Below are 26,297 nucleotides of genomic sequence, written 5' to 3'. Positions count from 1 at the left end.
CGCCATTCATGAACCCGCCCCCAATGCCGCTCCGCGTGCTCCTCCTCTCGCCCAGTGAGGTCTGTTACAACCCCCGTCTGCTGAAGGCCGGTGACTACTTCACCGGGCGCGGTGCGGAAGTGACGGTGTTCAACCCGGTGTTCGGGATCGCTGATCTGGCCCTCTACGAGTCGTTCAAGGCGTCGCGCGCATGGCGGTTCAAGGAGTACAACATCAGCAAGCGTGACTCGCAAGCCTGGGCACAGTGGGCCTGGGCGTCGCTGCGGCACCTCGCCGCGCAACGCCTGTGGAAGCGAGGGTGGGCCTTTGGGTGGAGCTTTCCCCACGCGCTCAACAAGGGGCTCATCGGGCTCGACACGTCGGGCGAGCGCTACGACGTGATCGTCTCCAACCTCGTCGATACACTTCCCCTCGCGGCCGAGCTTAAGCGAGCGCACGGCGCAGTCCTTGTTTACGACTCGCAGGAGTTCTTCACCGGTCAGGCCCGCTCGGCGTGGGCGATGGCGTGGGTCCGCGAGGCCGAGCGCCGCTGTATTGGGGAGGCCGACGTCGTGATCGGGACTACGGATGTGATGGCCGGGCGTCTGGATGAGGTTCACGGCCTCTCCTCACCCGCGCTCCGGGTACGGAACGCTCCGTCGGAGGCGCCGCCCGCGAACGCGGTCTCGGAGACGGAGGGAGATTCCAAAGGGCGTCGCGAGCGTCGCCCTTTGCGCCTCGTGTGGCACGGTTTTCAGATCAACTACCGCGGTCGCGGCGTGGACGTCATCCTTGACGCCCTCCGCCGTTGTGAGTCCGACGCAGAACTGTACCTCCAAGGCAGAGTGAGTGACGAGCAGCGGGCGCTGATTCAAGAAGTCGCGGCAGAAGCGGGTGTCGGCGCACGCGTCTACTTCAAACCGCCGGCGCACCCGGAAGAGATCGTAGCTTCCATCCGGGCATACGATGTTGGGGTCAGCGCAGAGCAAGGTGCCGATGAGAATCAGTTGTTAACCTCCTCGAATAAGGTGTTTGAGTACATGCACGCTGGGCTGGCCGTGTTAGCGCCTGATCTCCCCGGACTCGCCGAGACGCTTGACGAGTACGACGTCGGGCTTCTCTACCCGCCGTCAGATCCGGGTGGTTTGGCACGCTGCATCGACATGCTCGCACATGACCGCGCACGGTGCGAGGCGTTCCAAAGCAACGCGCGTGCGGCCGCGGCGGAGGTAACGTGGCAGCGTGATTACTCGGCCGTGTTCGATCGGATCGTGAGTGGCTGCACTACGGGACACGAGCAGGTGGTAGACGGTTACGATACTTGATGCGGCGCGTCCTCATCATATCCCCCCATTTCCCGCCTGTGAACGCGGCCGACATGCACCGCGTGCGGCAGAGCCTGCCCTATTTCGCCGAGGCAGGCTGGGAGGCCGTGACGCTCGCCGTGGACCCCGAATACGTCGAGGGATACCGCGACGAGCACCTCCTCGAAACGATCGCCGAGGCGGCCGACGTGCGCCGCCTCCCCGCCCTCGACTACCACTGGACTCGGCGGCTCGGACTCGGCAGCGTCGCCCTCCGCTCGCTCTGGGCCTACCGCCGCGCCGGCAACGCCCTCCTCGCGCGCGGCGACATCGACCTCGTCTACTTCTCCACGACGGCGTTTCAGGTCCTCGTCCTCGGCCGCTACTGGAAGGCCCGCTTCGGCGTGCCCTACGTGATCGACATGCAGGACCCGTGGCGGAGCGACCACTACCTCAGCGTGCCGCCGGACGAGCGCCCCCCCAAGTTCTGGCTCTCGTACCTCCTCGACAGCCTGCTCGAACCGGTCACGATGCACGGCGTAGACGGGATCGTCTCCGTCTCGCAGGGGTACTGCGACACGCTGCAGGGGCGCTACCCCAACATTCGCCCCGACATGTGCCGCGTGATCCCCTTCGGCGGGGCCGAGGCGGACTTCGACGTGCTCGACCGCCTCGACCTCGACAACCCGTTTTTCCGCCCGGACGACGCGTACACGAACGTCGTCTATGTCGGTCGCGGCGGCCACGACATGGCGCGGGCGGGCGCCGCGCTCTTCGACGCCCTCGCTGCCGGACGGCGCGAGCGTCCGGACCTCTTCGAGCGCGTGCGGATGCACTTCATCGGGACGGACTACGCCGCCGAAGGCCACGGGGCGAAGACGTTCCAGCCGCTGGCCGAAGCGCGCGGCGTCGGCGCGTTCGTCGCCGAGTACCCCGCCCGCGTGCCCTACTTCACCGCGCTCCACCTCCTGCGCCAGGCCGACATGCTGGTCCTCCCGGGCTCGGCGGATCCCGCCTATACGGCGTCCAAGCTCTACCCTTACATCCTCGCCCGCCGCCCGCTCCTCGCCGTCTTCAACGAGCGGAGCAGCGTCGTCGACGTGCTGCGGGAGACGGGGGCAGGGGAGACGGTGACGTTCCGCGCTGAGCAGGGCGCCGACCTCGGCGAGCGGGTGAAGACGGCGTGGGCGTCCCTGCTGGGCCGGCTCCCGGATCCGCCCGACACGAACTGGGCCGCCTTCGAGCCCTACACCGCTCGAGCGATGACCCGCCGACAGACGGCCTTTTTCGACGAAGTGGTGAACGGCAGGGCAGGGGAGCCGACGTGATGCGCCTCGGCGTTCTCGCTACGCACCCGATCCAGTACCACGCCCCGCTCTACCGGGCGCTGGCTGCGGAGCTGGACCTCGCCGTCTACTTCGCACATCAGCAGACGGCGGAGGGGCAGGCCGACGCCGGGTTCGGCGTTCCCTTCGAGTGGGACGTGCCCCTCCTCGACGGCTACCCGCACACGTTCCTCCGGAATAGGGCCGCTCAACCGGATGTGAGCACCCCGTTCGGTTGCCACACGCCGGACATCGCGGACCTCATCGCGCGCGAGCGGTTCGACGCGTTCCTCGTCAACGGGTGGTACAACCGGAGCTTCTGGCAGGCCATCCGCGCATGCTGGCGGACGGGCACGCCGATTCTGGTGCGCGGCGACTCCCAGCTTCACACCCCGCGCAGCCTCGCCAAGCGCCTCGCCAAGGAAGCCGTCTACCGCGCCTTCATCCCCCGCTTCGACGGCTACCTCGTTGTCGGGCAGCGCGCGAGGGAGTACTACCTCCACTATGGCGCGCGGCCGGAGCGCATGCACTTCGTGCCGCACTTCGTCGACAACGCGTTCTTCGCGGCGTCGGCTTCGGCGGCGCGGCGTCGGGCCGGCCGGGCGGCGCGCCGCGAAGAACGCGGCGTCACGCCCGAAGCCTCGGTGCTGCTCTTCGCAGGGAAGTTTATCCCCGTGAAGCGCCCGCTCGACTTCGTGCGCGGGGTGGCGGCTCTCGCCCGCCGGGTCCCCGATGTCGAGGGCGCGATGGTGGGGGAGGGGCCGATGCGCGCTGAGATCGAGGCGGAGATCGAGCGGACGGGCGCCCCGGTCCGGCTGCTCGGGTTCTTCAATCAGAGCGAGATGCCCGAGGCCTACGCCCTCGCCGACGTCCTCGTGCTCCCCTCCGAGACCGAGACCTGGGGCCTCGTCGTGAACGAGGCGCTCGCGTGTGGGCTCCCCGCCGTCGTCTCCAGCGGCGTCGGGTGCGCGCCTGACCTCGTGGAACCCGGCGCGACGGGAGGAACGTACCCGATGGGCGACGTGGATGCCCTCGCCGTGGCAATGGAACGCGCTTTGCACCTGGCACGGGATCCCGCGGCTGCGCGTGCATTAAAGGCCAGGATGGAGACGTACTCTTTGGAAACGGCGGTCTCGGGCACTCTGGGAGCCGTAAGGGCCGTACGGCCGCTCTGAGAAGGCTGATCGCTCGTCCTATATTAAGGAGGCGTGTCGCGCGTCCTCGTGGAACCTATCGTCTGTAGTAGCTCAATTTCGCAGCGCTGAGGACTAGCCCCAGCAAAAATCTATGCACGCACTCGCTCACGCTGGAGCCTCGACGCTGGAGGGGAGCCCGTACGTCAAGGTTACGGGCGGGATGATCGGCGTGTTCTTCGCTGGGGCTGTCTTCAGCCTCACGACGGCGAACCCGTGGCTGACGGCAGCGAGCGTTCTTTCTCTGCCGCTCTACATGGCGCTGCTGTGGAGGAAGGGCGAGACGCCCGTGCTCCTCTTTGCGGTGAGCTTCCAGTGGCTTCAGGTTTCGGCGAAGGTCTTCCACGCCAACGTGCTTGGCGTGCCGATAAGTGATATAGGGTGGTGGCTAGGCGGTAGCTCGCCGTCTATCGAGCGAGCGGTCTGGCTCGGGCTCATCGGGCTTGCCGTGCTTGCCTTCGGGATGCGCCTCGGGATGCGGAAGCTGGCCCCCACGGGACACGCTCAGGCCGCAGAAGAAACGCGCACGTTCTCCGTAGACCGAGCGTTTTTGCTCTACCTCATCGGAGCGGCGGCAACGGCCGTCGTGGCGCAGTACGCTTGGATATTTGGTTCGGTGACCCAGATACTCCTCTCGGCAGTGGCGGTGAAGTGGGTCTTCTTTTTCTTGCTGGGCTACCTCGTCATTCAGCGCAACGAGCGGTATCTCTACTTCCTCGCTGCGATCGCCATCGAGTTCATCGGCGGCATTGGGTTCTTCTCCGGGTTTAAAACGGTCCTCTTCGTCACCTTGCTCGTCATCGTCACGGTTCGATATCAGCTCAGGCCGGGGGTGATCGTAATGGGGACGGTAGTGCTAGCGGCGCTCTTAGTTTTCGGCGCGGCGTGGACGAGCGTCAAGAATGAGTATCGCAACTTCCTAACCCAAGGTGAGCAGACACAGACCACCGTCGTGTCACGGTCGGAGCAACTGGGCCGTCTCGGGGAGTTGATCGGGTCGCTGTCGTGGGAGGACGTACAGGAGGGGATGGAGCCGCTGTTCATCCGGATCGCCTACGTGGACTTCTTCGCGCTGACGATGGACTTCGTGCCGGAGTACCGCCCGCATGAGGGCGGCAACGTCTGGATGGAATCGATCCTCCACGTGCTCCAACCCCGCGTCTTCTTCCCGGACAAGCCGGTGTTGAAGTCGGACTCCGAGTTCACTATGCGGTATACCGGGTTATTTCTGGCGAGTGGCGATGAGGGCACCTCCATCAGTATCGGGTACATGGGCGAGAGCTACATCGATTTCGGTGTGCCGGGTATGTTCGTACCCATCTTTATGATGGGGTTCTTCTGGGGGTGGTTGTATGCCTTCTTCATATCGCGTGCACAGAGTGCCATCTTCGGCTATGCCTTCGCGACGGCGCTTCTTATCGAGGCGTACCAGTTTGAGATGGCGGGGATCAAGATGTTGGGCGGGGTGACGATGAAGTTTATGGTGCTGGCTTTGCTACTGTACTTCCTCGAACCGCGGCTCCGGACGTGGCTGGAGGGAGGAAGCGCGCCCGCTCGCTTGGCCCGTCCATCTCTCGCACACGGAACGTGATTTCAGCACGTGGCTCCTCCCAACCGTATGAGTGACCCCGAGTCCCAACGGGAGCGCGCGCCGCGCGTCCTCGTCCTGCTCGGCAATGCAGCGCTAAACGGGCAGGAACGTGGCAATATCGAGGCCCTCTACGCTGCGAAGAGCGTTGGGGTAGATGCGCTTTTCGTAACTCATGCGGACTGGGGACATGTCCAGATCCAGCCTACGCTCGACCGGCTCGGGCTCCGGTGGACGTCGCTTGCGTATGCCTACCACTTTACGAAGCGGCTCCGACCGCTCGGGTGGGTGAAGAACCTCACCCGACTCGTCAAGGCGTCGTGGGGGCTGGGGCGGATCGCCCGGCGCTACGAACCGACGCACATCCACGCGGCGAATCAGCACTACGTGCTTAGCGTGCTCCCGGCGCTCCTGCTGATGAGGACGCCCCTGATATACCGCCTCGGCGACGTCCCGACGCAGCACCACGCGCTCTACCGCTTCGTGTGGCGGTGGCTCGTCGTGCCCCGCGTGGAGCGGTTCGTCTGCATCTCGGAGCACATCCGCGAGAGCCTGATCGCGACGGGCGCGCCGCCCTACAAAGCGCATGTGCTCTACAGCTATCCCCCCGAACGTCCGGTCCCGGAGCACCCCGTTACGCTCGACCCCTTCGACGGGCGGACCGTGGCGTACGTCGGGCAGATCCGGCCGCATAAAGGGGTGGATATTCTCGTCGAGGCCGCGCTTGCGCTCTGCCGCGAGCGGGACGATGTCCGGTTCGTGCTCGCAGGCTCCGTCTCGAAGCAAAACCCGTTCGCTCTCGTCCTCGCCGGGAAGGTGCAGGCCGCTGGGCTCGCCGACCGCATCCGCTTTGTCGGCTACCTCGAAGACGTGCCGGGGCTCCTCGTCGGGGCCGACGTGCACACGTGCCCCTCGGTGTGTGACGAGGCGCTCGGCAACGTGGTCCTCGAGGCGAAGCAGGCGGGCGTGCCGAGTGTGGTGTTCCCCGATGGCGGGTTGCCCGAGCTCGTCGAGCACGGCTTGGACGGGTTCGTGTGCCGGGCGAAGACGGCGGCGGCGCTGCGTGAAGGGATTGAGTATTACCTCGACGTGGATGTGGCAACGCTGGGTGCGGCGAAGGAGGCCGCGGGCGTTTCGCTCGCGCGGCGTGGCATTACGAGGCCGGCATTTGCGCAGGCCTGGGGATCGGTCTATGGGATCGCTCCCCCCGATAAACAGCGAGAGCACGCCAGCGCGGCGGAGGGAGCTGCGTGAGGGTGATCCACACCGTTAGTAGTCTTCGCGCTGACCACGGCGGCCCTAGCCGTAGCGTGACGGCCCTCTGTAGCGACCTCGCACGGCAAGACGTGGGCGTCAGTATCGTCACGCGGCAACGGCAGCCCGGGGAGCCCCCACCCGTCATGCCCGCGAGCGACAGCGCGAACGTTCGTTTTGTCGAACCCGAAGGGGGCTGGCACGCCTTCCTGCCGGGGGCGGGGCGGTTCGGTGCCGCCATCCGCGACACCGTGGGAGGGGGGAGTGGGCTCATCCACGACCACGGGCTGTGGCTACCGACGAACCACGCGTCGGCTCGAGCGGCGGCTCGCGCCAGCGTACCCTTCGTAGTCAGCACGCGGGGGATGTTGACAGAGTGGGCACTGCGGTTCAACGCGGGGAAGAAGAGGGTGGCTTGGGCCCTGTATCAGCGCCGCGACCTCCAATCGGCCCGGCTCTTTCACGCGACGGCAGAAGAGGAAGTCGAAGACATCCGACGGGCGGGGTTGCGTCAGCCGGTCGCCCTCATCCCCAACGGCGTCGAACTCCCCGACCGTGCCCGTGAGGCGCCGACGGGCATGGTGCGCAAGGCGCTGTTCCTGTCCCGCGTCCACCCTAAGAAAGGGCTGATCAACCTAGTCCGTGCCTGGGCCGAGGTGCGGGCGGAGGGGTGGGAGCTCGTGCTGGCCGGGCCAGACGAGGGAGGCCACCGCGCCGAGGTTGAGCACGTGATCCGAGCGCTCGGACTGGAAGGGATAAGGTGGACGGGGGAGGTGGACGACCGAGCGAAGTGGGACCTCTACTACGGTGCCGACCTGTTCGTGCTGCCCACCTTCAGCGAGAACTTTGGGATCGTCGTGGCCGAGGCGTTGGCGGCGGGGATACCCGCCATCACAACAAGAGGGGCGCCGTGGGGGATACTGGAGGAGCGCGGTTGTGGGTGGTGGATCGACACCGGTGTGGAGCCTCTCGTGGCGGCGCTGAGGGAGGCGACATCGCTCGCGGACGAGCGCCGGCTCGCGATGGGCCAGCGCGGCCGTGCCTACGTTGAAGAGGAACTCTCGTGGGCTCACGTCGCCGCGAAAATGCGGGAGGCGTACGTGTGGGTGCTAGAGGGGGGAGTGCGCCCCAAAGCCGTCGTGGTGACGTAGCGCAAAGGGACGTGACGTAATGCAGAGATAACGGAGAGCAGGTCAAGAACGAGAACCGGCGATGCGGCACCGCTTTAGCTCCGTGTGCACGTACCGTATCATGCGTACCATGTCGCGATCGCCCGCTCCTACCCCCATGCCGGAACCCGACACCCTCGATATCCAGACGAACCGAACGGCGAAGAAATACAGCCGGAGAGAGATGGGGCTGCGCGTGTTGTGGATGGTAGGGAAGTACCTCGTCCGGTTTAGCCCGCGTCCCTTCTTCGGGTGGCGGCGGTTCGTGCTCCGACTCTTCGGCGCCACGGTAGGGCCCCACGTCCACCTCTATAATTCCACGCAGGTGTACATGCCGTGGAACCTTGCCGTGGGGGCTTGGAGCGCCATTGGAGAGGACGTGTTGATCTACAACCTCGGTCCGGTCACCATCGGCGAGCGGGCGACGATCTCGCACCGCGCTCACGTCTGCGCCGGTACGCACGATTACCGTCAGTCCGATCTCCCCCTCCTCAAGCCGCCGATCACGATCGGGTCGCAGGCGTGGATCTGTGCCGACGCGTTCGTCGGGCCGGGAATCACCGTGGGCGAGGGGGCCATCGTCGGTGCGGCGGCCGTGGCGACGCGTGACGTCGAGCCCTGGGTGATTGTGGCCGGCAACCCAGCCGTCCCCGTCAAACGCCGCGAGATGAACGATACCCCTGTAAGCGGCGCTTCTCCCACGCCGCGCCGCTAGCATGTCTATCTCCGTCCTGATCCTCACCCTCAACGAGGAGGCGAACCTCCCCCGGTGCCTCGATGCAATCACATGGGCCGACGACGTCCTCGTGGTCGACTCGTTCAGCGCGGATCGGACGGTCGAAATCGCCGAGGCGTGGGGTGCGCGCGTGCTGCAGCGCCGCTTCGACAACTTCGCTGGGCAGCGCAACTTTGGCCTCACCGAGGGAGGTCTCCGTCATGAGTGGGTGCTCCACCTCGACGCCGATGAGGTCGTCACGCCGAAGCTACACGACGAGCTGTTCCGAGTGATCGGAGACGAGAGCAAGGATGCCTACCAGGTACCCTCGAAGATGATGCTGCACGGGCAGTGGCTTCGGCATGCTGGGATGTACCCGACCTACCAAGTGCGGCTCGGACGGCGCGAGGCCCTCTCGTTCGTGCAGGTCGGTCACGGGCAGCGCGAGGCGCTGCTGCCCGAGCGCATCGGCACGCTCGAACATCCCCTGCTCCATTACTCCTTCTCGAAGGGACTGGAAGACTGGTTCGAGAGGCACAACCGCTACTCCACGGCCGAGGCGCGCCAGGCGCTCGAGGAGGCGGCCGAAGGCAGAATCGATTGGCGGGGCCTGGCCTCTGGCAACGGTACCCGCCGCCGCCGCACGCTCAAACAGATCGCGGCACGTTTGCCCTTCAGGCCCACCCTGCGGTTTCTCTACATGTACTTTCTTCGCCTCGGTTTCCTCGACGGGGCCGCCGGGTACACGTATTGCCGCCTGCTATCGACGTACGAATACATGACGGTCGTCAAGATGAAAGAGCAGCGACTCCGCGCCGCCGACGTGTCGTTGTAGCCCTCTGTCCACCTCTACCTCTTATCGACTCTAACCGCGTTTATGCCCGATCGGCCGTCTCTTCTCTTCGTCAACCAGCACTACTGGCCCGACTTCGCCTCGACGGGCCAGCACCTCACGGACCTCGCCGAGCACCTCGCGACCGAGGGTTACGACGTGAGCGTGCTGTGCAGCCGGGCGAAGTACCTCGCCGGCGAGCTCGACGTACCGGCCGAGGAGGTGCACAACGGCGTCCGCATCTACCGCGTCCGTGGGACGGGGTTCGGCCGCGGCTCCCACCTCGGCCGCATCGCCGACTACGCCAGCTTTTACCTCAAAGCGATCCTCCGCGTCCTCCGCGCGCGGCACCACGACTACCTCGTGATGCTGACGACGCCGCCGCTCCTCGGCTGCGTCGGGGCCGTGCTGAAGCAGCTGCGCGGGCAGCGCTACGGGATCTGGTCGATGGACCTCCACCCCGACGCCGAAGAGGCCGTGGGGATGATCACGGAGGGGAGCCCGCTCTCCCGCGTCCTCCACGGGCTCAACGACTTCGGCTATCGCAACGCCGACTTCGTCGTGGACCTCGGCGCGTATATGAAGCGGCGGCTCGAAGCGAAGGGCGTCCGCCGCGAGCGGCTGCACACGATCCCCGTCTGGAGCAGGAAAGACGAGGTGGAGCCGCTGCCCCACGAGGAGAACCCGCTCCTCGACGAGTGGGGGCTCCGCGACAAATGCGTCGTGATGTACTCCGGCAACGCCGGCCTCGCGCACCGCTTCGACGAGGTGCTCGGCGCGATGCAGGCGCTGAAGGATCACCCCGAGCTGTTCTTTCTCTTCATCGGGTCCGGCCCGCGTAAGAAAGAGATCGTCGCCTTCGCCGAGTCGCACGGGATCGAGAATTTCCGCTACCTCGACTACCTCCCGCGCGAGCAGCTCCGCTACTCGCTGACCGCCCCGAGCGCCCACCTCCTCACGTTGCGGAGCGACATGTCCGGGATCGCGGTGCCGGGCAAGCTCTACGGCATCATGGCCGCCGGCCTGCCCGTGGTGATGGTCGGCCCCGAAGCGTCCGAGCCGGCACAGACGATCCTCGACGAGCAGATCGGTTTTGTCGTTGACTATGACCGCGAGGGGAAAGCGGCAACGAGTCAACTTGTCGACAACCTCCTTCGGCTCTGTGACGACGACGGCTTCCGCGCCGAGCAGGGCGCCCGCGCCCGTGCTGCATTCTTGAATCGCTACGAGCATGAGGTAGCGTGCGCGATGTGGGAGCGGATGTTCGAGCGCGTCGGCAAGCCGAACGATGCACAGGAGCCCGTCGAGCCTGTGGCCGTGTAGCTTTCCTCTTCTCTGATTCCGGTGCCCGATGAAGGGCGCCCCGGTCCTTCAACGATACTCCGCTTTGAACAGAACCCTGAAGAACGCCCTGAAGTCTGGGCTGCGCCGCCTGTTCGAGAGCGGGCAGCGCCTCGGCTTCGACGTGCTGCCTCGCCACTTCTACTCCGAGATCCCCGACGTCCGGTTGCTCCGGCAGTCCGACCACTGGAAGAGCCCCTTCTCGATGATCGGCGTCGAGGGGGCGGACGCCGAGGGGCAGCTCGCCTTCGTCCGCGAGGTCTGCACGCCAGAGCTCGTCGAGCGGGTGCGGGCGGGGGAGCTGCGCCGCCGGGCCTCCGAGGAGAACGGCGAGACGGGCTACGGGCCTATCGAGGCCGACTTCCTCTACGCCTTCGTCCGCTCGAAGCGGCCGCGGCAGATCTTCCAGATCGGCTGCGGTGTCTCGACGGCCCTCTGCCTGATGGCGGCCGAGGATGCCGGCTACACCCCCGAGATCATCTGCGTCGACCCGTACCCGACGGGGTACCTCAAGCGCCTGACGCGGGAGGGGAAGGTCACGCTCATTGAGCAGAAGGTCGAACTCGTCGACCTCGACCGGATCAGCGCGCTGGGCAACGACCTCCTGTTCTTCGTGGACTCGACGCACACGCTCGGTCCGGCCGGCGAGGTCAGCCGGATCATCCTGGAGATGCTGCCTCGGCTGAAGGAGGGCGCTTGGGCCCACTTCCACGACATCACCTTCCCGTACGACTACGACCGCAACACGCTGGACTCCGCGCTCGTCTTCCCCCACGAGAGCGTGCTTCTGCACGCCTTCCTCGCCTACAACAGCCGGTTCGCCCTCCGCGCCTCGCTCGCGATGCTCCACTACGCTGCGCCCGCCGAGCTCGCGACGCTGCTTCCCAACTACCGGCCGGCCGGCAACGACGAGGGGCTGGAGACCACGCCGGGCCACTTCCCGAGCGCGGCCTACCTGCAGGTGACATCCTGACGCGGAGCACGTGGCTCTCGTATTACAGACGCTCGGCGCGTGGGCGGCGTAGCGTGCGGCCGAGGATACTCGTCTGCGTCGTGGCGTGCGGGCGCCTGCTCGGCGCCTAGGCCGTGGTGCCTGCCACTGGTTCAGGCGATACCTTGCAGCAGGTAACGTGACGACGGGGCAAGTGGATGAGGAGCGGCAAGCCGTAGCGGTGGGACGACAAAGCGTAGGCGTAACAGGGGCAAGGCATAGGATGGATAGGTGGTTGCGACCTATCCTCTCCTCGATAGGTCGTATCCCTAACGACAGGTCGTACCCAACCCTAGCCCCGCTCTATGAGCCCCGTCGCCGCCGCGCCGCGCCACGCCCACGCCGCGCTCCCGAAGCCCCGCCCCCCCATTCCGGCAGGACATCGAGGGGCTCCGCGGGATCGCCGTCCTCCTCGTCGTGCTCTACCACGCCGGCGTCCCCGGATTCGCCGGCGGCTACGTCGGCGTCGACGTCTTCTTCGTCCTCTCGGGCTACCTCATCACGGGCATCCTCGCCGCCGAGGTCGTGCGAACGGGGACCGTCGACCTCCGGCGGTTCTACGCCCGACGCGCGCGCCGGCTCCTCCCGGCGATGGCCGTGCTCCTCGTCGCGGTGACAGCGTTCGCCTTCGTGTTCTACAGCCCGTTGGAGCAGGGGCCGATCGCGGACACCGCCGTCGCGACGGCCGGCTACTTCTCCAACTTCCACTTCGCCGCCGGCGCCACGGACTACCTCGCGGCCGAGGCCGAGACGAACCCGCTCCTCCACACGTGGTCGCTCTCCGTCGAGGAGCAGTTCTACTTCGTCTGGCCCGTGCTCGTCCTCCTCGCGCTCACCGGCGTCCGACGCAGGGGGTCGGGAGCGCCGTCCGGAGGAGCGCCGAGTGCGATCAGCCAGCGCCGATTGATCTGGGTTATGGTGGCCGTGTGCGTGGTCTCGTTCGCCCTCACGCTCTACCTCATGGGCACGCTCCGCACGCACTGGGCCTTCTTCGGCTCGCCCACGCGGGCGTGGGAGTTCGGCCTCGGCGCCCTCGGTGCGATGGTGCCCCGGCTCACGCGGGACGCTAGCGGGTGGCGGTTCGGCTCGCTCGAGGAGGTACCGGCGGCCTCGCGCTGGCTCGGATGGCTCGGGCTCGCTGGCATCCTCGTGGCCGGGTGCCTCTACTCCGCCCGCACGCCCTTCCCCGGCTTCGCTGCGCTCCTCCCCGCCGTAGCTACCGTGCTCGCGCTGCGTGCCGGGACCGCACGTACCGACACGTCGCTGGCGAGGGCACTGGCGTGGCGGCCGTTGCAGGAGCTCGGCCGGCTCTCCTACTCGTGGTACCTCTGGCACTGGCCCGTGCTCGTCTTCGCGGCGGGGATGCTCGGCCACCTCCCGCTGTGGCAGCGGCTCGCGTTCGCGGCGGGCTCGCTCGTGCTCGCCGAGGCGTCGTACCGGCTCGTGGAGGACCCCGTGCGACACCACCGGTTCTTGGCCGAGCGGAGCGGGCGGGGGCTCGCGCTGGCCGGGATGCTCACGGCGTTCGGCGTCGGGCTCGCGCTTGGCTGGGGGCACCTCGCTGGGGAAGCGGCGGGCTCCCCAGAGCAGCAGGCGTACGCCGCGGCCGTGCTCGATCGCTACGGCGAAGGGGCCGAGGGCTGTATCGGCGGGATGACGGAGACGGACGTCATCGAGTGCGAGTTCGGCGACGAGAGCGGCCCCGTCGTCCTGCTCCTCGGCGACAGCCACGCCGACCACTGGTTACCTGCCATGACGCTGGCAGCGGAGCTCGAGGGGTGGCACCTCGTCACGCTCACCCACTCCGGCTGCGACATGGTCGATACGCGGGAGTGGTCGGACACGCTCGGTCGCTTCCACGACGAGTGCTCTATCTGGCGGGACAAGACGGTCGTGCGCGTGGGCGAGCTCAGCCCCGCCCTCGTCGTCGTCTCCTCCGCAGCCACGGAAGACGAGTACGCGGACGGGACGTGGTCGGAGCCGACGACGGCGTTCTACCGGCGCGTCGCAGCCGTGAGCGCCGAGGCCGGCGGGCGGGTCGTCCACCTCCGCGACACGCCGAGGCCGGGCTTCGCCCTCCCGGCCTGCCTCTCGCGCAAGACCTGGCGAGGCGACGGGACCGAGGCGTGCGCGTTCTCGCGGGAGAGCCCGTACGCCGCCGCTATCGAGGCGCAGTCCGCCGCGGCGCGGCGCGTGGAAGGCGTGCGGGAGGTGGACCTCAGCGAGGCCGTCTGCCCTGACGAAGCATGCGAGCCCGTCCGCGACGGCGTGGTCACGTTCCGCGACGACAACCACTTCACGGCGGCGTTCGCGGCCACGCTCGCGCCAGCGTTGGCCGACGCGCTCGGGGGGGAGCTCGGAGATGGCCCGCTCCGGGGCACGCCCGTCGACGATGCGCCGAGCGCCCAGCCCGTGCGGTGACGCTCGGCTCCGTGGCACGAGGGCGCCCAATCCGAAGTCCGCTTGTTCTCTTGGCTGTACGCAGCAGCGATCGGGAATAAAAGACGGCCCGTATCGGCTGGATCAGCACGATACGGGCCGCGCTGCAGCCCGAGAGTGGGCGGTGGTGGCAAACTTCCTCCAACGAGCGACCCGCCTGCTAGAGTGGTTCCGGCGGACGGCATGGGCATGCCGTGGTTGTTTCCCCAATCGTTTCTCAGTCGTCATGTTGAGCCGGTAAGGGTTACCATCGCTACCATCCACTCGTATCGGGCACTGTCACCCCGTTGGGCCACGGTTGCACCGCCGCCGTCCAGTCGAACGTCACCTGTTCACCTGCGGTGAGCGCTCCCGTGAACGTGAAGCGGAGGTTGCAATCCCGCTTGTCGTCGCTGTTGCTAGTAGGGAGGCCGAATGCCTTTATCATACCGGAGCACACCGGGGCCACGGAGGCCACGAGGCCAGCATCGTGCCCCGTGTACGTCACGTACTCCGCCTGCATCGGGACCCACCAGAGGTCGGGGTCCACGTCGATGAACGTCTCGCCACCCGCCGCCGTCATGTTCACGGTCCCCGTACTCTCACTCGTCTTTCCTGTGAGGCGATCTACGGAGTTGTCGTGGTAGGAGAAGGTGAGGAAGGTCTCATACCACAGGTAGTAGGAACCCGGCGGCACGTTGAACTCGCTGTCGCGGAAGAGTACTCTCGCATACGGGTTGTCGGGGTCCTCCAAGCGGTAGAGCTCACCCGCTGCGGCTCCGTTCGCCTTGAAGATGGCCGCGCTCGTGTTATTGAACTTGGAGTTGAGGACGAACCACTCCATCGGTTCTACAAGACTCTCCTTCACTTTGAGGTCGAGAATGTCGAAGGAGGCGCCTCCTAGGGCGAGGTCCACCTCGCGGATAACACGGTTCTTGGGCTGCAACCACGACGAACCGCCACCCATCACGCCTTGGAAGGCGCCCAGACTGCCTGTGCGTGCCGGAGTGCCGTCCGGCTTCGCGGAGACGAACCGCACGTCCTCGACGATCGATTCCGTAGAGGTGAGGTAGCCCGTTACGGCCGCCGCGCTCTGGGTCACGAACACGTCGATATTCACGAAGTCGTTGTTGGGGAGGAGCCCCTGGCTGATCCCATTCCGCTTGTAGAGCGTGGCGAAACCCACGTCTGGGGAGGTGATCACTACGCCGTCCGTCTGCTGCATGGGCTTACCGTTCCCGTTGACGATCTCCGAGTATTGCGACGAGCCCCGGAAGTCGAAGAAGAACCCGTCGAGGGCGAAGCCTCGACCATGATCGTTGCGGTAGTTGATGATCTCAGGACCGGAGCGGGCCGTCGGGGAGTCGGCCGCGTCTTCGTAGACGAAGTTGCGGAAGGTGTCCCCCTTCGAGACGACGTGGGTCCACCCGAACCCCTCCATCGTGTAGTTCTCCCACGTCCCGTTGGCCCCGTAATGGTTGTGGTTGTAGACAGCGTTCCCCGAGCGGACGTTCTCACCCTGCCAGGTAGCATTCTGGTGTCCGAGCAGGCCCGTCGCCCCATAGCCCGAGACCTCCGCGTTCCGGACGACGACCTCTTGCCCCACCGGGATCGCCTTGTTTCCATGGTTCGTGCTCACGAAACCGGACCAGCCGGGGGAATTGCGTAGGTACGTCTCCCTCTCGAGATGGTCGAGAGTGGTGTTGTAGACGTCGAGGTTGCCCTCCCAATTGCCGTCGAGCACGATGTTCTCAAGCCCCATGTACATGATGTCGTGGGCGCTAGTGATTACGGTGGAGGCTGTGTTCAGGACTGACTTGGCATCCTTAGGCAAGGCCCCCTCAGCACCGGGATTACGATAACGGCGGACGTACTCGAGGGCCTTGTCATCCTTCACTCGCAGGATCGTAGCGTCGGAGCGGCGGCGAACGGGGTAGTACGTGTATGTCACCACGTCTCCAGAGACGGTGTAAGAGAGGCTATCGTGGACGACGTAGGTGCCATCGTCAAGAGCCAGTCCAGGGCTCGTTAGCGTCGTGATGGCTTCGACCACTTCCGTCCCGGCCTCGCCTGCGAGGGTCATCCCGTCGCCCATCTCGATGGAGCCCCAGTATTCATACACGGTGCTCTGCCCGTTGATGTTAGGAAGGTAGAGTGTTGTCACCGAGCCCGGCGAAGTCACGTTACGAGCGTTCGCCACGTTCATCATCTGGGCGAGGACAGGCTGGTTGTCGAAGGCGGGGTCCTCGGCGTACGTCCTCGCTCCGAACCACCGGGCGTTCAGCGTGTCCTCTACGCCTTGACGGACGAGGCGGAGGTCGGAGGTCGTCACGCGATAGGTGGTCCGCAGATAAGTAGTGACGGGAGTGCCGTAGAGATCATCGTAGTATGCGTAGATACGGTAGGCGTAGTCGTGGAGGTAACCCGTTTCGTAGTCGAACATGGGCTGCTGATCTTTGGATTGCCACGCGTTATGCCCGTGGAGGTGCTTGCCGTCGATGGTGAGGAGAAGTTCTTCCGTGTTCGGGTTGAGGAGGTCCACACTCACGCTGCCAAACACCACGTCCTGTCCCGCAGAGAGGTTGCCGATAGCGTGGCTAGCGTTGATGCCGATGCGCGTATGGGTAGTGGGGACACCCTGTGCCTCATATGGCACAAAGACGAGACCGCCGTCGGGCGTCTCGCCGCTGTCGGTGACGAGGAACGTGCCGCCGCCGCCGTCGCCGGGCGCGTAGTACCCGAGCACCTCGATCTGCTGCCCCGGCGTGAGCCCGGTCAGCGCAAGCGCTTCACCGAGAGTGTTTACCGTCGATCCATCCGACGGCTGCGCTGGGTTCGCGGGGTACGTGAGGGTAGTGGCCTGCGTGACCCAGATCTTGTAGCCCCGCCCCGTGCGGAGTGAGTCGAGGGTGGAAGCCTCGTCGCCGGGCTGGTAGAAGCGGCCGTCGGCGGCTTCCACACGGGCGAGGGACGCAGCGATGGGAGCGAGCGCTTCTGCCACGGCCATCGGCTCGCGGCGGAAGTACGGCACCCAGTTCCCCACCTCGTTCTCGAGGAGGACCGGCGAGAACTGCGGCAAGATCTCGGGTCCCTCCACCGTGAGGGTTGCCGGGGAGGTCAGCACCATCTTGTACGACTCCGCCCAGTTCCACGTGCCAAGCGCGTCGATCCCCTGCGCGGGGATGAAGTACTGCCCGGCGTTGCTCTGCACGAGCGTGAGCTGGGGGAGCACGCCCGACACGATGTCCGTGACGGCGTTCGCGTCGGGCACGACGGGGAGCGCGACGAGGTTCGGCCCTGCCTCGAGTTCGATGTCGTAGGAGGCGGTCGCGCCGGTCACGGGCGCGCTGGTCTGGGCGGAGCTTGGCGTGCCGCTGAGGGCTCCCGCTAGAATAAGGGCGACGGAGAGCGCCCGCCGCATCGGGGGGGGGAGGAGGGATACTGCATTAGAAATCAAAGGGAAGCCAAGCATAATAGGGTGTCGCTGGGTGGATCGGTGGGTGCAGGCGCCCCGGTCCGCATCAAATACCGTGCGCGAAAACGATACCGGTTGTGAGACGGCATGCGGCCCGCTTAGGAGTTCGGAGCCTCGGCAGGGGGAGGGGCTAAAGTGCGATGGGGGGTAGAATCGAATTGGTCCCGCACGCACGCGGCCCCAATCGCGGGGTCTACCAGGAGCAGTAGCACTCCGGGGTAGCGCAGAGGATTCGTCGAGACAGGCGAGAGCGTAGCGGCTCGCCGCCTCCGGCATCCTCGAGCGGGCGACGCTTCTGCGTGCGCCTCCTTAGCGGCGGCCTCGGCCGCCGCCGAGCGAATGGCCTGCTCAACCTCAATCTCATCCATGAGGGCAACCGAGATCAACCCTCTACCCCCTCTTCGTTCGCGAGGCGATTGGCCTCCGCCTTTGCCGCCGCCATAGAGTCGCACTTCCCGACCGTGGGATATCCCCCCAGGCGTCGTTTGTACTGGGGGCCCGTTTCCACGAGCGTGTACGTCTGCGCCCCCCTCTCGTCGAGGTCCACCTGCACCCCGTACGGCGTGCCCTCGACGTAGCGGAGGTAGCGGGTCGAGCGCCGATCGAATTGGAGTTCGATGGCGCCGACGGGGAGCGCCGCCCGCACCCGACCCGGGTCCTCACGGCGGAGGCCCTCCTCCGGCGGCGTGTAGGCGAAACGGTCCGGGTCTTCCACGTGCTCCCGGCGGCGCGCTTTGGCCGCCGCCGAGTGGTACCCGATCCCGTTGTTGCTGAGCAGCCGGCGGTGACGCGGAGCCGTCTTCCCGAACCACCCCTTGAAGCAGTAGCCGAGCCACCGCGCCACGCCGCGCTCGCCGCCCTCGACGGGCTCCACCGAGAGCACGGCGCCGCCCCCTGAGTGGAACCAACGCGCGGCCATGGCCTCCTCGGCGTCCGGGAGCGGGCACGAGACGAGCGCGTGGATGTGGGGCACCCCGCCGTGGCGACCGCCGTGGCGCTCGTGCGCCCCGACGTAGGTGAACGCCACGCCGGCCTTCTTGCAGTCCTTCGTGAAGTTGCTCCGGAACGGGGTCCAGACCTTCTCGACGAGGACGGCCTCCTGAGCACGGGCGTCGTAGCGGAACTCCTCGGGGAGCACCTTGGGATCGAGGGTGAGCGTGACGGCGAAGAGGTCGGGGAGGTCGCGGAAGACCTCCGTGAAGTGGGCGACGTGGCACCGGTACAGACGCTCGCCGCAGTACGGGCACCACCGGCGCTCGCAGGGCTTCCCGAACACCTCCCCCGTCGAGCGATCGGTGAGGTCCCCGACCGGCCAGGGGCACTCGTCGAGGCCGCCACCGCCTGCGGTAGAAGCCGCCTTGTAGCTAGTAGAAGAAGTGCGCCCGCCTGGGATCGCGGGGCGTTCGGTGCGCTCGGACGGCAGCGCGTGGCGGGCGACGTTGCGCTTCGGCGACGGCGCTTGCGGGCCGCCGCCGGAGTTCGTAGACTGCATGGAGGTAGATCTGGTTCGTGATGGTTCTGGAGAAGCCCAGCGCGCCCTATCCGAGGTTCAGTCGGGTAGGGCGCTTTCGTTGGTGCCACGAGGGCACCGTCGAGCGGGCACGTAGAGAATACAGAGCATCGTCTCCCTTGTAAATCCCCCCCAGAGGGGATTGAGGCTCACCCAGAGGTGACGTATCGCCGCCCCTCCACGCTGGTACCCGGCGCGCTCGCCCCCAGCTCGTCATCGCCGTTCGGCACCAGGGTGGCTTCGAGTCGAACCGGAGCTCAGGCGTGGGAGGAGGGGGACGTTCTAAGGATCAGCGTTAGATCAGCCCCCGCTCTGCTAGCGACGTGTAGCGACCGTCGAAGCCGCAGACGAGGCTGTCGAGGAGCCGGACGCCTACGACGTCTCCCGCCGCCTTCATCTGCTTCGAGACGGCAACGTCGGCCTTCGACGGCTCCAGATTCCCGCTGGGGTGGTTGTGCGCGATCAGGAACGACCTCGCATTGCAGAGGAGACAGAACTTCATGGCCTCTCTCGGACTGGCGATCGACGCATCCACGGTGCCCTGGTGCGCGGCGTGCGCCCCGATCACGCGGTTCGACGTCGAGAGCGCGACGACCAAGAAGACCTCGCGGTCGAGCCCGTCGAGCATCTCCGAGCACAGCCGCGCGGCGTCGGCCGGGCTTTGTACCATTCTCGTGAGGTGATCCCTTTCTCTAACAAGCCTGAGCGAGAACACGGGACAGGGCATAACGAGCGACTTCAAGCCGGGGACGCGGAACGGCTCCGTCCGGTGGAACTCGATGTCACTGAGCGCGGGCAGGGACGTCTCGGGTAGACCGTCACCCGCAGGCCGTTTCGTGGCCGAGTCCGTCGTCGATCTCCCGTTGAGACGCGTGGCCGCGCTCGTATCAGCAGCCGGGGTAGCAGAGTTCGTGGTGAAGAGGTCGAGGGTGTGGTTCTTCGAGTTGGTTCTCATCGTGTGTAGTAGGTATAAACGACGAAAGGCCGAGCCCCCGGTGAAGGGAGCCCGGCCTCTCGGTCGGTGGTTGTCAGTATGTGAAGTGAACCGCTCGGGCTCGGGGTGAAGTGCTATCGTCCTCGGGCTACCGCTGGGCGTCCCCGCCGTGTGCGGCGAGCCATGCCCGGACGTCGGCGGCGCGGATCACGCCCCCGCTCTTCGGCACGAGCGCCACGACAGCAGCTTTGAAGGCCTGGTAGATCCGGTCCGCGGTGGCCTCGTCGGTGTGGGCGAGGAGCACGCTCCGGGCGAGGTCGGCCGGTCCGGAGCCGTGGTAGCCCCACTCGATGCCGCTCGGGCTGTGGCGGACGACGTGCTTCACCGTGGCCCGTGCCGTCCCGTCGAGCGCGCGGTAGAGCACGACGTCGTCGGGATGGGCAGTACTGGCGGCCTGAGGCTTAGCCACAGGCAGAGCCGACGAGATGAGCCGGAGCCCCCCTGCCGCGCCGTCCCCACCGTGATCCGGGCGGGGTTGGGCCTCGACGAGAGCGGCTCCTGTGGGCGTCTGAGAAGCCCCGTCGCCGCCGTCGCCGTCGCTGCCGAGGTCGTGCCCGAGGTCGGTACCGAGCGCGTGGTTCAAGGCCGCCACGGCGCCCCCTACGCGGCCGAACGCCACGTTGCAGCCGAGCGTGAAGTCGCGCTCCTGCCCCGTCACGCGGACGAGGTAGATCCCGGCGCCGAAGGGGATGAGCGGCCGCAGCCACGGGACGTGCTTCGGCTGCACCGCCCCGAGCTCCTCGCCCTCGTAGGAGACGACGAGCCGGGAGCGGTTGTCCGAGCTGTTGTCCGTGGGCACCTCCTCGACCTCGAGCGGGGTACCGAATCCGACGTGGTCCTTCACCATCTGCCAGAGCACGGGCTGGTGCTTCGACATCCCCGCGAGCTTCGAGGGCACGGCGAAGTCGTGGGCGCGGTGGCGGAAGCTGAAGGCGAGCGCCGTGAGCGCCTTCAGCACGAGGGTCTCGTCCCCCATCCGCGAGCGGGCGCGGGCGTGGGCGAGCCACGCCTCGGCCTCCTCGGCGAGCCGGCGCGCGTAGGCGTCGGCGTCTGGGAGCTCGTAGCCCGTTCCGCGGTCGGCGACGAGCGTCGGTCGCTCGACAAGCGTCGGTCGCTTGACGAGAAGGCGGAAGGCCGGGTGACTAAGTGCGGGGCGGGGATGGGTGGGGCGGAGTCCGTGGAGTATGTTGACTGCGTTGTGCATGATGACCTCTTTGGTCTTCGTGTGAGGCCCGGCGCTGTAGAAGCAGCACCGGGTTGAAAGGACGAAGCCCGCCCCCGGCGAGGGAGCGGGCTTCGTTTGCTAGGTGTAGGCGGGGGTTAGCCTGCGGTGCAGGCATCGCTCTGGGGTGGAGATCGTGAGCGTGTGGGCATGGGTATCCCTCGGGTTTGATGGGTGAGGAGTGAGGAGCGGCCGCCTCGGGCCAGCCCGTACCGGGACCGCCCCGGATTGGGGGGACGCGGCGGACGAGCACGCGGGCGGTGGGGGTCGAGCGACGTTCGCCCTCCCCGTGACGGAGTCCCCCCGAGGGCGTCCTCTGAGAGACCCCCGGGGCGTCGAAACCCGAACGGCCTCGTCCGAGGGGGGCCTTCGTCCTTCCTCGGACGATGAACCGGATTTGGGGCCGCCCTATCAGGCCGTTAATGGGCGGCCGGACGCCCGCCCGCGAGCCGTGTGGATCGGCCGACGCAGCCGGCGCCTCGGACTCGGTGGAAGGACAGGTGGGATCGCGCTAGACTATAGTCGAGCGGGAGCGATGACTTTCGGGTGAGGTCGACTATTCTACGTTCCGATCGCGCGTGGGAGGGCGTGGCAGGCCGTTCCTGACCGGGTCCGAGGCACGACGCCTGCGAGAGAACGCGCGTGCGGGAGCGGCGCGCGAGGGGGGGCGGGGCGGCGTCGACGGTACCGAATCCAGGCCCGCTCGGGGACAACGGGGCCGATCGCCGACGGCTATTCGCGCTGGAGGCGCCAGCTCCGCTGGCGGACCTTAGGGGCGAGGCATCGAAAGGCAACCGGGAACGGTTGAGTTCACGCACATCAACCGGGCCACAGAGGCATCGCCAGCAACGACGACAGATCGAGAGCCGGCACGCTGCGCCCGCCCAGGGGCTCACAAGCCGAGGCCATCGGAGGGGTTGTCGTCGAAGAGGCGGCCGTCGCGGACGTACTCGTTGAGCGTCTGCACGCTCTTGTGCCGCGTCTGCTTCATAATCGAGCGGTCGGCCTTCCCACTCCGCGCCGCCTGCGTGGCGAACCCCGCTCGGAGCGAGTGCCCGCTGTAGAGGGCGGGGTCGAGCCCGGCCGCCGCCGCCCGCGCCTTGACGACGCGGGCCACTGTGCGCGGCGCGATGGCGTCGCCGGCGAGCGTGCCCCACCGCCCGACGCCTCGGAAGACCGGCCCCGTGAGCGGGCACCCGAGGGCGTTGCTGGCGGCATGGACCCACGACCGGTACGCGCGAACGGGGCACGTCGCTGCGTGCGCGCCGTAGGCGAGGCCGATGACCTGCCCCGCGCGCTCCTGATCGGTCTTGCTCTTCGGGATGACGAGGCGGAGGCCGTCGGCGCCGACGGTGACATCGGCTACGCGAACGGCGGCGAGCTCGCTCCGGCGGAGCGCCCCAGCGAAGCCGATGAGCAAGAGGGCGCGGTCGCGCTTCCCACGTAGCGCGTCCGCCGCTGCCGATGCGTCCCCCGCGTCGTCGACCCCCGTGGCGATCGCGCCGACCATGGCGGCGATGTCGGGCGTTAGCGTGGGGGCCACTTTCGCGGGGGCGACACCCTTCTCGCGGACGAGGCCCCGCCACACCGAGTGGAGCGGCTCGTTCTGGCGGCTGGTGGGACTCGGATGCCCCGCCAGCTTGTGCGCCTGGCTGATGGCCGCGAGCCGCCGCGTCAGCGTGGAAACCTTGAGTCCCGGGCCGCCGTCCGCGGCCGACCCAGCGCGCGACACTATATACAAGGTCACGGTGTCCGCCGTCGCCGGCAACGCAGACACCGCGCGCTCGTCGCACCAGCGCGTGAAGTCGGACCAATCGGCGCGGTACGCCCGGCGCGTGCTATCGGAGCGGGCTTGGGCAGCATACCGCCGCGCCTCCTGAGCCTCTCTTGCGAGCGGCCCTACGGCACGGTCGGGATGCTGGACAGTGAGGTCGGAAGTGCGGTCGGACATAGGTATGTGGAAGGAACGTAACTCCATCGTGCCGTGGGAGCAAGAGCGAGGGCCCAAGCAATGAAAGCAGCGACGTGGCGGGCGCTTTGGGGTAGGATATATCTGTTATTGCACATTCAATGCCACAACGAGCCGCGCCACTATAGCCCTGACAAGGTAAGGCTTCGTGTCCGATAACCTCCACTTATCGGACGCCATATCCCCGGCCTCGATTACCCAGGCCTCCGCGCGGGTGACGCCCTCTGCGTCGTTGACCTCAACGGGCTCCGCTGCGAGCGCAAGCGCTACGTCCACGAACGCTATGGCATCGAGGCGAGCAGCCCCTCGGTGTGGGCGGGGATCGTCCGGCGTAAGGGGACGGCGAACGAGGAGGCGGCTCCGGCGTTGACCGGGGACGTGCGTCTGATGGTTTGATCGTTGCTATAACGGACATAGCCTCCGAGAACGAGCGGGCCACGAGGGCCCATCGGCCGAGTTCGTCTGACGTAGGGACGTACCCTCGGCAACATCGATCACGGAGGCCCATGGCTCAGCGCGGCGTTGCGCCATAGGCCTCACCGTTGCACGAGGCGGTGTCCTATCTTCCTCCTTATGAATGACGCTCGGAGCCCCACATTCGAACCCCGCTCGGGCATCGAGCACGCGCTCGTCGAGGTCTCTCGCCTCCTCGTTTCCTCGGGCGAGGCCGACCTCCGCGAGGTGCTCCGACTCGTCGGCGAGGCCGTCGGAGCGGAGTCCGCTTACCTCGTCACCGTAGATGACGAGGACGACCCCCTCGTCGCCAACGCGCCGCAGCCGGGCACCGTCACGCGGTGGCGGCGGGACGGCGCCCCCTCGGGCAAGCTCTTCGACGGCCCCTCCCCCGCTCCTGCCCTTCGTCTGCTCGCACGCACACAGGGGGCGCAGCCAAGCACGGACCGGTCGAGAACCGGCGGCGGTGCTACCGGCGGCGGTGCTACCGGCGACAGCGCGGCCGGCGACGGCGCGGGAAACGGGTTGGGCGGCGAGCAGGAAGGCGTCGCCATCCCCCTGCTCTCGCAGCAGGACCGGTTCGTGGGCTACCTCGGCATCGAGCACGCCGCGCTCTCCGACGGCGCCCTCCGCGAGCACGGCCGCGTGCTCTCCGTCTTCGGCGACCTCCTCGCCGGCTACCTCAGCCGGCAGCGCGCCGAGCGGGCCCTCTCCGAGAGCGAGGAGCGGTGGCGGAAGTTCGTCGAGTTCAACCCCGAGGCCATCCTCGTCGTCGCCGACGAGAAGATCCTCTACGCCAACGAGGCGTGCGCCCACCTCCTCGGCTTCCAAGACGCCGCCGACCTCGAGCGCTACACCCTCCGCGACTTCCTCCCGGCCGACCAGTACGACGCCGTCGACCACCGGCGCCACGAGCACGCGTCGGGCCCCGCCTTCAGCCCGTTCGAGCACGAGATCATCCGGCTCGACGGCGAGGAGCGCCTCGTCGAGACGACCGCCGTGGGCGTCCCGTTCAAGGGGATCCCCGCCGTCCAAGTCGTCATCCGCGACGTCACGGACCGGAAGCGGAGCGAGGAGCGCTACCGGAACTTCGTCCAGACGATCTCCGAGGGCGTCTGGCGGATCGACCTCGCCGAGCCCACCTCCGCCCTCGCCCTCCCCTACCTCCAGGCCGACCGCATCCTCACGCACGGCTACCTCGCCGAGTGCAACACGATGATGACGCGGCTGCTCGGGGCGGAGCGGACGGAGGCCGTGATCGGCCAGCTCATCCGCACGCTCGTCCCGAGCCTCGACCGGCGGCTCGTCCAGACCTTCGTCGAGGACGGGTACCGGCTCCACAACTACGAGCTCACCGTGCAGGGCGAGGGCTCGCTCCCCCGCCACTTCGCGCTTAACGCCGTCGGGCGGATCGAGCGCGGCGCGCTCGTGCGGATCTGGGGGAGCTGCATCGAGGTGACGGAGCGGGTGGAAATGGAACGGCGGATGGTGGCCGTGCTCGAGGAGCAGCAGGAGCGGATCGGCCGCGACCTCCACGACAGCGTGGGCCAGCTCCTCACCGGCATCCGGATGCTCAGCGAGAACCTCGGCGCGCGGTACTTCGCCCCCGAAGACGAGGGCACCGCCGCGGCCAGGAAAGTCACCTCCTTCGCCGAGGAGGCGCTCCAGCGCGTCCGCGAGATCTGCCGCGGCCTCGTCCCGCCCCAGCTCTACCAAGAGGGCCTCGCCTCGGCGCTCCAGACGCTCGCGGCCAACATGGACGCGCTCTCCGACGTCCGCTGCACCTTCAACCACCAGGGGAACGCCGACGTCGACGACTACGATGTGAAGCTCCAGCTCTACCGGATGGCGCAGGAGGCGATCAACAACGCGCTCAAGCACGCCCAGCCCAGCCACGTCTGGATCCGGTTCGTGGCCGAGGACCGCCACCTGACGCTGGAGGTCGAGGACGACGGGGTCGGCTTCGACTCCGACGGCAACACCGGCAAATCGCTCGGGCTCTACAGCATGAAACGGCGAGCCAGCAGCATCCGCGCCGCGCTCACGATCGACTCCGAAGACGGCGTGGGGACGATGATCCGCGTCGTCCTCCCCGCCCATCGCCGGGATGAGGCGTGACCGCGCGGGGAAACGGGCGCTCCTGGAGTGCTGGCGAGGACCCTTCATCCCGTTATGTTTATCTTTGCCGACGCTCCCGGCGTCCCATTTTGGACCTGCGCGCGCTATCCCAAATGGAGATAACGGACTGTGGGCATAGTTATTGATGAAGGGGTCACGGTCCGGCACCATTGCGCCGGGACCTGTAAGTTCACCCCTCCGCTCCCGCTCCTCGGCGCGTACGTGACGGACCCCGCGAGCCCATGACTTCCACCCCTCAAGCAACGCCCTCCACCTCTGTCCCCGGCGGGATCCGCGTCGTCGTCGTCGACGACCACCCCGCCATCCGCGAGGCCATCGCCGACACCGTCCGCGCCCAGCACGGAATGGAGCTCTGCGGCCTCGCCGGATCCGCCGCCGACGCCTTCGACCTCGTCCGCGAGGCCGACCCCGACGTCGCCGTCATCG

At 67.3% G+C, this 26,297-nt stretch carries 18 protein-coding genes; 13 read left to right on the top strand and 5 right to left on the bottom strand.

Annotated features, from left to right (window positions below; translation table 11 throughout):
• The first annotated feature begins 35 nt into the window (after positions 1-35).
• The 11 genes from ABJF88_15250 to ABJF88_15200 all read left to right on the top strand — a co-directional run bounded on the left by ABJF88_15250 (position 36) and on the right by ABJF88_15200 (position 14,112).
• Positions 36-1,304, top strand: coding sequence for a glycosyltransferase family 4 protein (locus ABJF88_15250; GenBank protein MEP0548292.1), 1,269 nt, complete (start codon positions 36-38; stop codon positions 1,302-1,304).
• A 53-nt stretch (positions 1,305-1,357) separates the two neighbouring features.
• Positions 1,358-2,611 (top strand): glycosyltransferase, encoded by a 1,254-nt coding sequence (locus tag ABJF88_15245; protein MEP0548291.1) that lies wholly within the window; start codon positions 1,358-1,360, stop codon positions 2,609-2,611.
• Complete coding sequence (locus tag ABJF88_15240) at positions 2,611-3,783, top strand: glycosyltransferase family 4 protein (GenBank protein MEP0548290.1); 1,173 nt, start codon at positions 2,611-2,613, stop codon at positions 3,781-3,783. The genes ABJF88_15245 and ABJF88_15240 overlap by 1 nt, the downstream gene beginning before the upstream one ends.
• A gap of 112 nt (positions 3,784-3,895) precedes the next feature.
• Positions 3,896-5,392 carry a hypothetical protein gene (locus tag ABJF88_15235; GenBank protein MEP0548289.1) on the top strand — a complete coding sequence of 499 codons (1,497 nt, stop codon included), beginning with the start codon at positions 3,896-3,898 and terminating at the stop codon, positions 5,390-5,392.
• Positions 5,393-5,419: 27 nt separating this feature from the next.
• Complete coding sequence (locus ABJF88_15230; GenBank protein MEP0548288.1) at positions 5,420-6,643, top strand: glycosyltransferase; 1,224 nt, start codon at positions 5,420-5,422, stop codon at positions 6,641-6,643.
• Positions 6,640-7,794 (top strand): glycosyltransferase, encoded by a 1,155-nt coding sequence (locus ABJF88_15225; GenBank protein MEP0548287.1) that lies wholly within the window; start codon positions 6,640-6,642, stop codon positions 7,792-7,794. The genes ABJF88_15230 and ABJF88_15225 overlap by 4 nt, the downstream gene beginning before the upstream one ends.
• A 136-nt stretch (positions 7,795-7,930) precedes the next feature.
• Entirely contained in the window at positions 7,931-8,527 is a 597-nt protein-coding gene (locus ABJF88_15220) for a putative colanic acid biosynthesis acetyltransferase (GenBank protein MEP0548286.1), read from the top strand.
• A gap of 1 nt (position 8,528) precedes the next feature.
• The gene (locus tag ABJF88_15215; protein MEP0548285.1) at positions 8,529-9,362 is read left to right on the top strand and encodes a glycosyltransferase family 2 protein; all 834 of its coding nucleotides are present in this window, start codon (positions 8,529-8,531) and stop codon (positions 9,360-9,362) included.
• Positions 9,363-9,404: 42 nt separating this feature from the next.
• The gene (locus tag ABJF88_15210; protein ID MEP0548284.1) at positions 9,405-10,682 is read left to right on the top strand and encodes a glycosyltransferase family 4 protein; all 1,278 of its coding nucleotides are present in this window, start codon (positions 9,405-9,407) and stop codon (positions 10,680-10,682) included.
• A 64-nt stretch (positions 10,683-10,746) separates the two neighbouring features.
• Positions 10,747-11,673, top strand: a complete 927-nt coding sequence (locus tag ABJF88_15205) for a class I SAM-dependent methyltransferase (protein MEP0548283.1) — start codon at positions 10,747-10,749, stop codon at positions 11,671-11,673.
• A gap of 399 nt (positions 11,674-12,072) precedes the next feature.
• Entirely contained in the window at positions 12,073-14,112 is a 2,040-nt protein-coding gene (locus tag ABJF88_15200; protein ID MEP0548282.1) for an acyltransferase family protein, read from the top strand.
• Positions 14,113-14,383: 271 nt separating this feature from the next.
• On the opposite strand, the gene ABJF88_15195 is transcribed toward ABJF88_15200, so the two are convergent.
• The 5 genes from ABJF88_15195 to ABJF88_15175 all read right to left on the bottom strand — a co-directional run bounded on the left by ABJF88_15195 (position 14,384) and on the right by ABJF88_15175 (position 23,261).
• Entirely contained in the window at positions 14,384-17,449 is a 3,066-nt protein-coding gene (locus tag ABJF88_15195) for a hypothetical protein (protein ID MEP0548281.1), read from the bottom strand.
• Between the two features lie 517 nt (positions 17,450-17,966).
• Positions 17,967-19,076, bottom strand: a complete 1,110-nt coding sequence (locus ABJF88_15190) for a hypothetical protein (protein ID MEP0548280.1) — start codon at positions 19,074-19,076, stop codon at positions 17,967-17,969.
• 313 nt (positions 19,077-19,389) lie between these two features.
• Positions 19,390-19,764, bottom strand: coding sequence for a JAB domain-containing protein (locus ABJF88_15185; protein ID MEP0548279.1), 375 nt, complete (start codon positions 19,762-19,764; stop codon positions 19,390-19,392).
• Between the two features lie 412 nt (positions 19,765-20,176).
• Positions 20,177-21,292: a DUF6166 domain-containing protein gene (locus ABJF88_15180; protein MEP0548278.1), complete on the bottom strand. Its 1,116-nt coding sequence runs from the start codon at positions 21,290-21,292 to the stop codon at positions 20,177-20,179.
• A gap of 910 nt (positions 21,293-22,202) precedes the next feature.
• A complete protein-coding gene (locus tag ABJF88_15175; GenBank protein ID MEP0548277.1) occupies positions 22,203-23,261 on the bottom strand; it encodes a tyrosine-type recombinase/integrase in 1,059 nt (352 codons plus the stop codon).
• 591 nt (positions 23,262-23,852) lie between these two features.
• Between ABJF88_15175 and ABJF88_15170 the strand changes: the two genes are divergently transcribed.
• Together ABJF88_15170 and ABJF88_15165 are read left to right on the top strand one after the other, a co-directional pair.
• The gene (locus ABJF88_15170) at positions 23,853-25,850 is read left to right on the top strand and encodes a PAS domain S-box protein (protein MEP0548276.1); all 1,998 of its coding nucleotides are present in this window, start codon (positions 23,853-23,855) and stop codon (positions 25,848-25,850) included.
• A 242-nt stretch (positions 25,851-26,092) separates the two neighbouring features.
• Positions 26,093-26,297 (top strand): hypothetical protein (locus ABJF88_15165; protein MEP0548275.1); only part of this gene is annotated, 205 nt, incomplete at its 3' end.

It is taken from the genome of Rhodothermales bacterium (assembly GCA_039944855.1).
GTDB lineage: Bacteria > Bacteroidota > Rhodothermia > Rhodothermales > JANQRZ01 > JBBSMX01.
This window is presented reverse-complemented; position numbering and strand designations above follow the sequence as displayed.

Bases quoted from the DNA above. Each gene is read 5' to 3' on its own strand.
- ABJF88_15245 (MEP0548291.1), top strand. From the start codon at position 1,358: ATGCACCGCGTGCGGCAGAGCCTGCCCTATTTCGCCGAGGCAGGCTGG.
- ABJF88_15240 (MEP0548290.1), top strand. From the start codon at position 2,611: ATGCGCCTCGGCGTTCTCGCTACGCACCCGATCCAGTACCACGCCCCG.
- ABJF88_15235 (MEP0548289.1), top strand. From the start codon at position 3,896: ATGCACGCACTCGCTCACGCTGGAGCCTCGACGCTGGAGGGGAGCCCG.
- ABJF88_15230 (MEP0548288.1), top strand. From the start codon at position 5,420: ATGAGTGACCCCGAGTCCCAACGGGAGCGCGCGCCGCGCGTCCTCGTC.
- ABJF88_15220 (MEP0548286.1), top strand. From the start codon at position 7,931: ATGCCGGAACCCGACACCCTCGATATCCAGACGAACCGAACGGCGAAG.
- ABJF88_15215 (MEP0548285.1), top strand. From the start codon at position 8,529: ATGTCTATCTCCGTCCTGATCCTCACCCTCAACGAGGAGGCGAACCTC.
- ABJF88_15210 (MEP0548284.1), top strand. From the start codon at position 9,405: ATGCCCGATCGGCCGTCTCTTCTCTTCGTCAACCAGCACTACTGGCCC.
- ABJF88_15190 (MEP0548280.1), bottom strand. From the start codon at position 19,076: ATGCAGTCTACGAACTCCGGCGGCGGCCCGCAAGCGCCGTCGCCGAAG.
- ABJF88_15185 (MEP0548279.1), bottom strand. From the start codon at position 19,764: ATGGTACAAAGCCCGGCCGACGCCGCGCGGCTGTGCTCGGAGATGCTC.
- ABJF88_15180 (MEP0548278.1), bottom strand. From the start codon at position 21,292: ATGCACAACGCAGTCAACATACTCCACGGACTCCGCCCCACCCATCCC.
- ABJF88_15175 (MEP0548277.1), bottom strand. From the start codon at position 23,261: ATGTCCGACCGCACTTCCGACCTCACTGTCCAGCATCCCGACCGTGCC.
- ABJF88_15170 (MEP0548276.1), top strand. From the start codon at position 23,853: ATGAATGACGCTCGGAGCCCCACATTCGAACCCCGCTCGGGCATCGAG.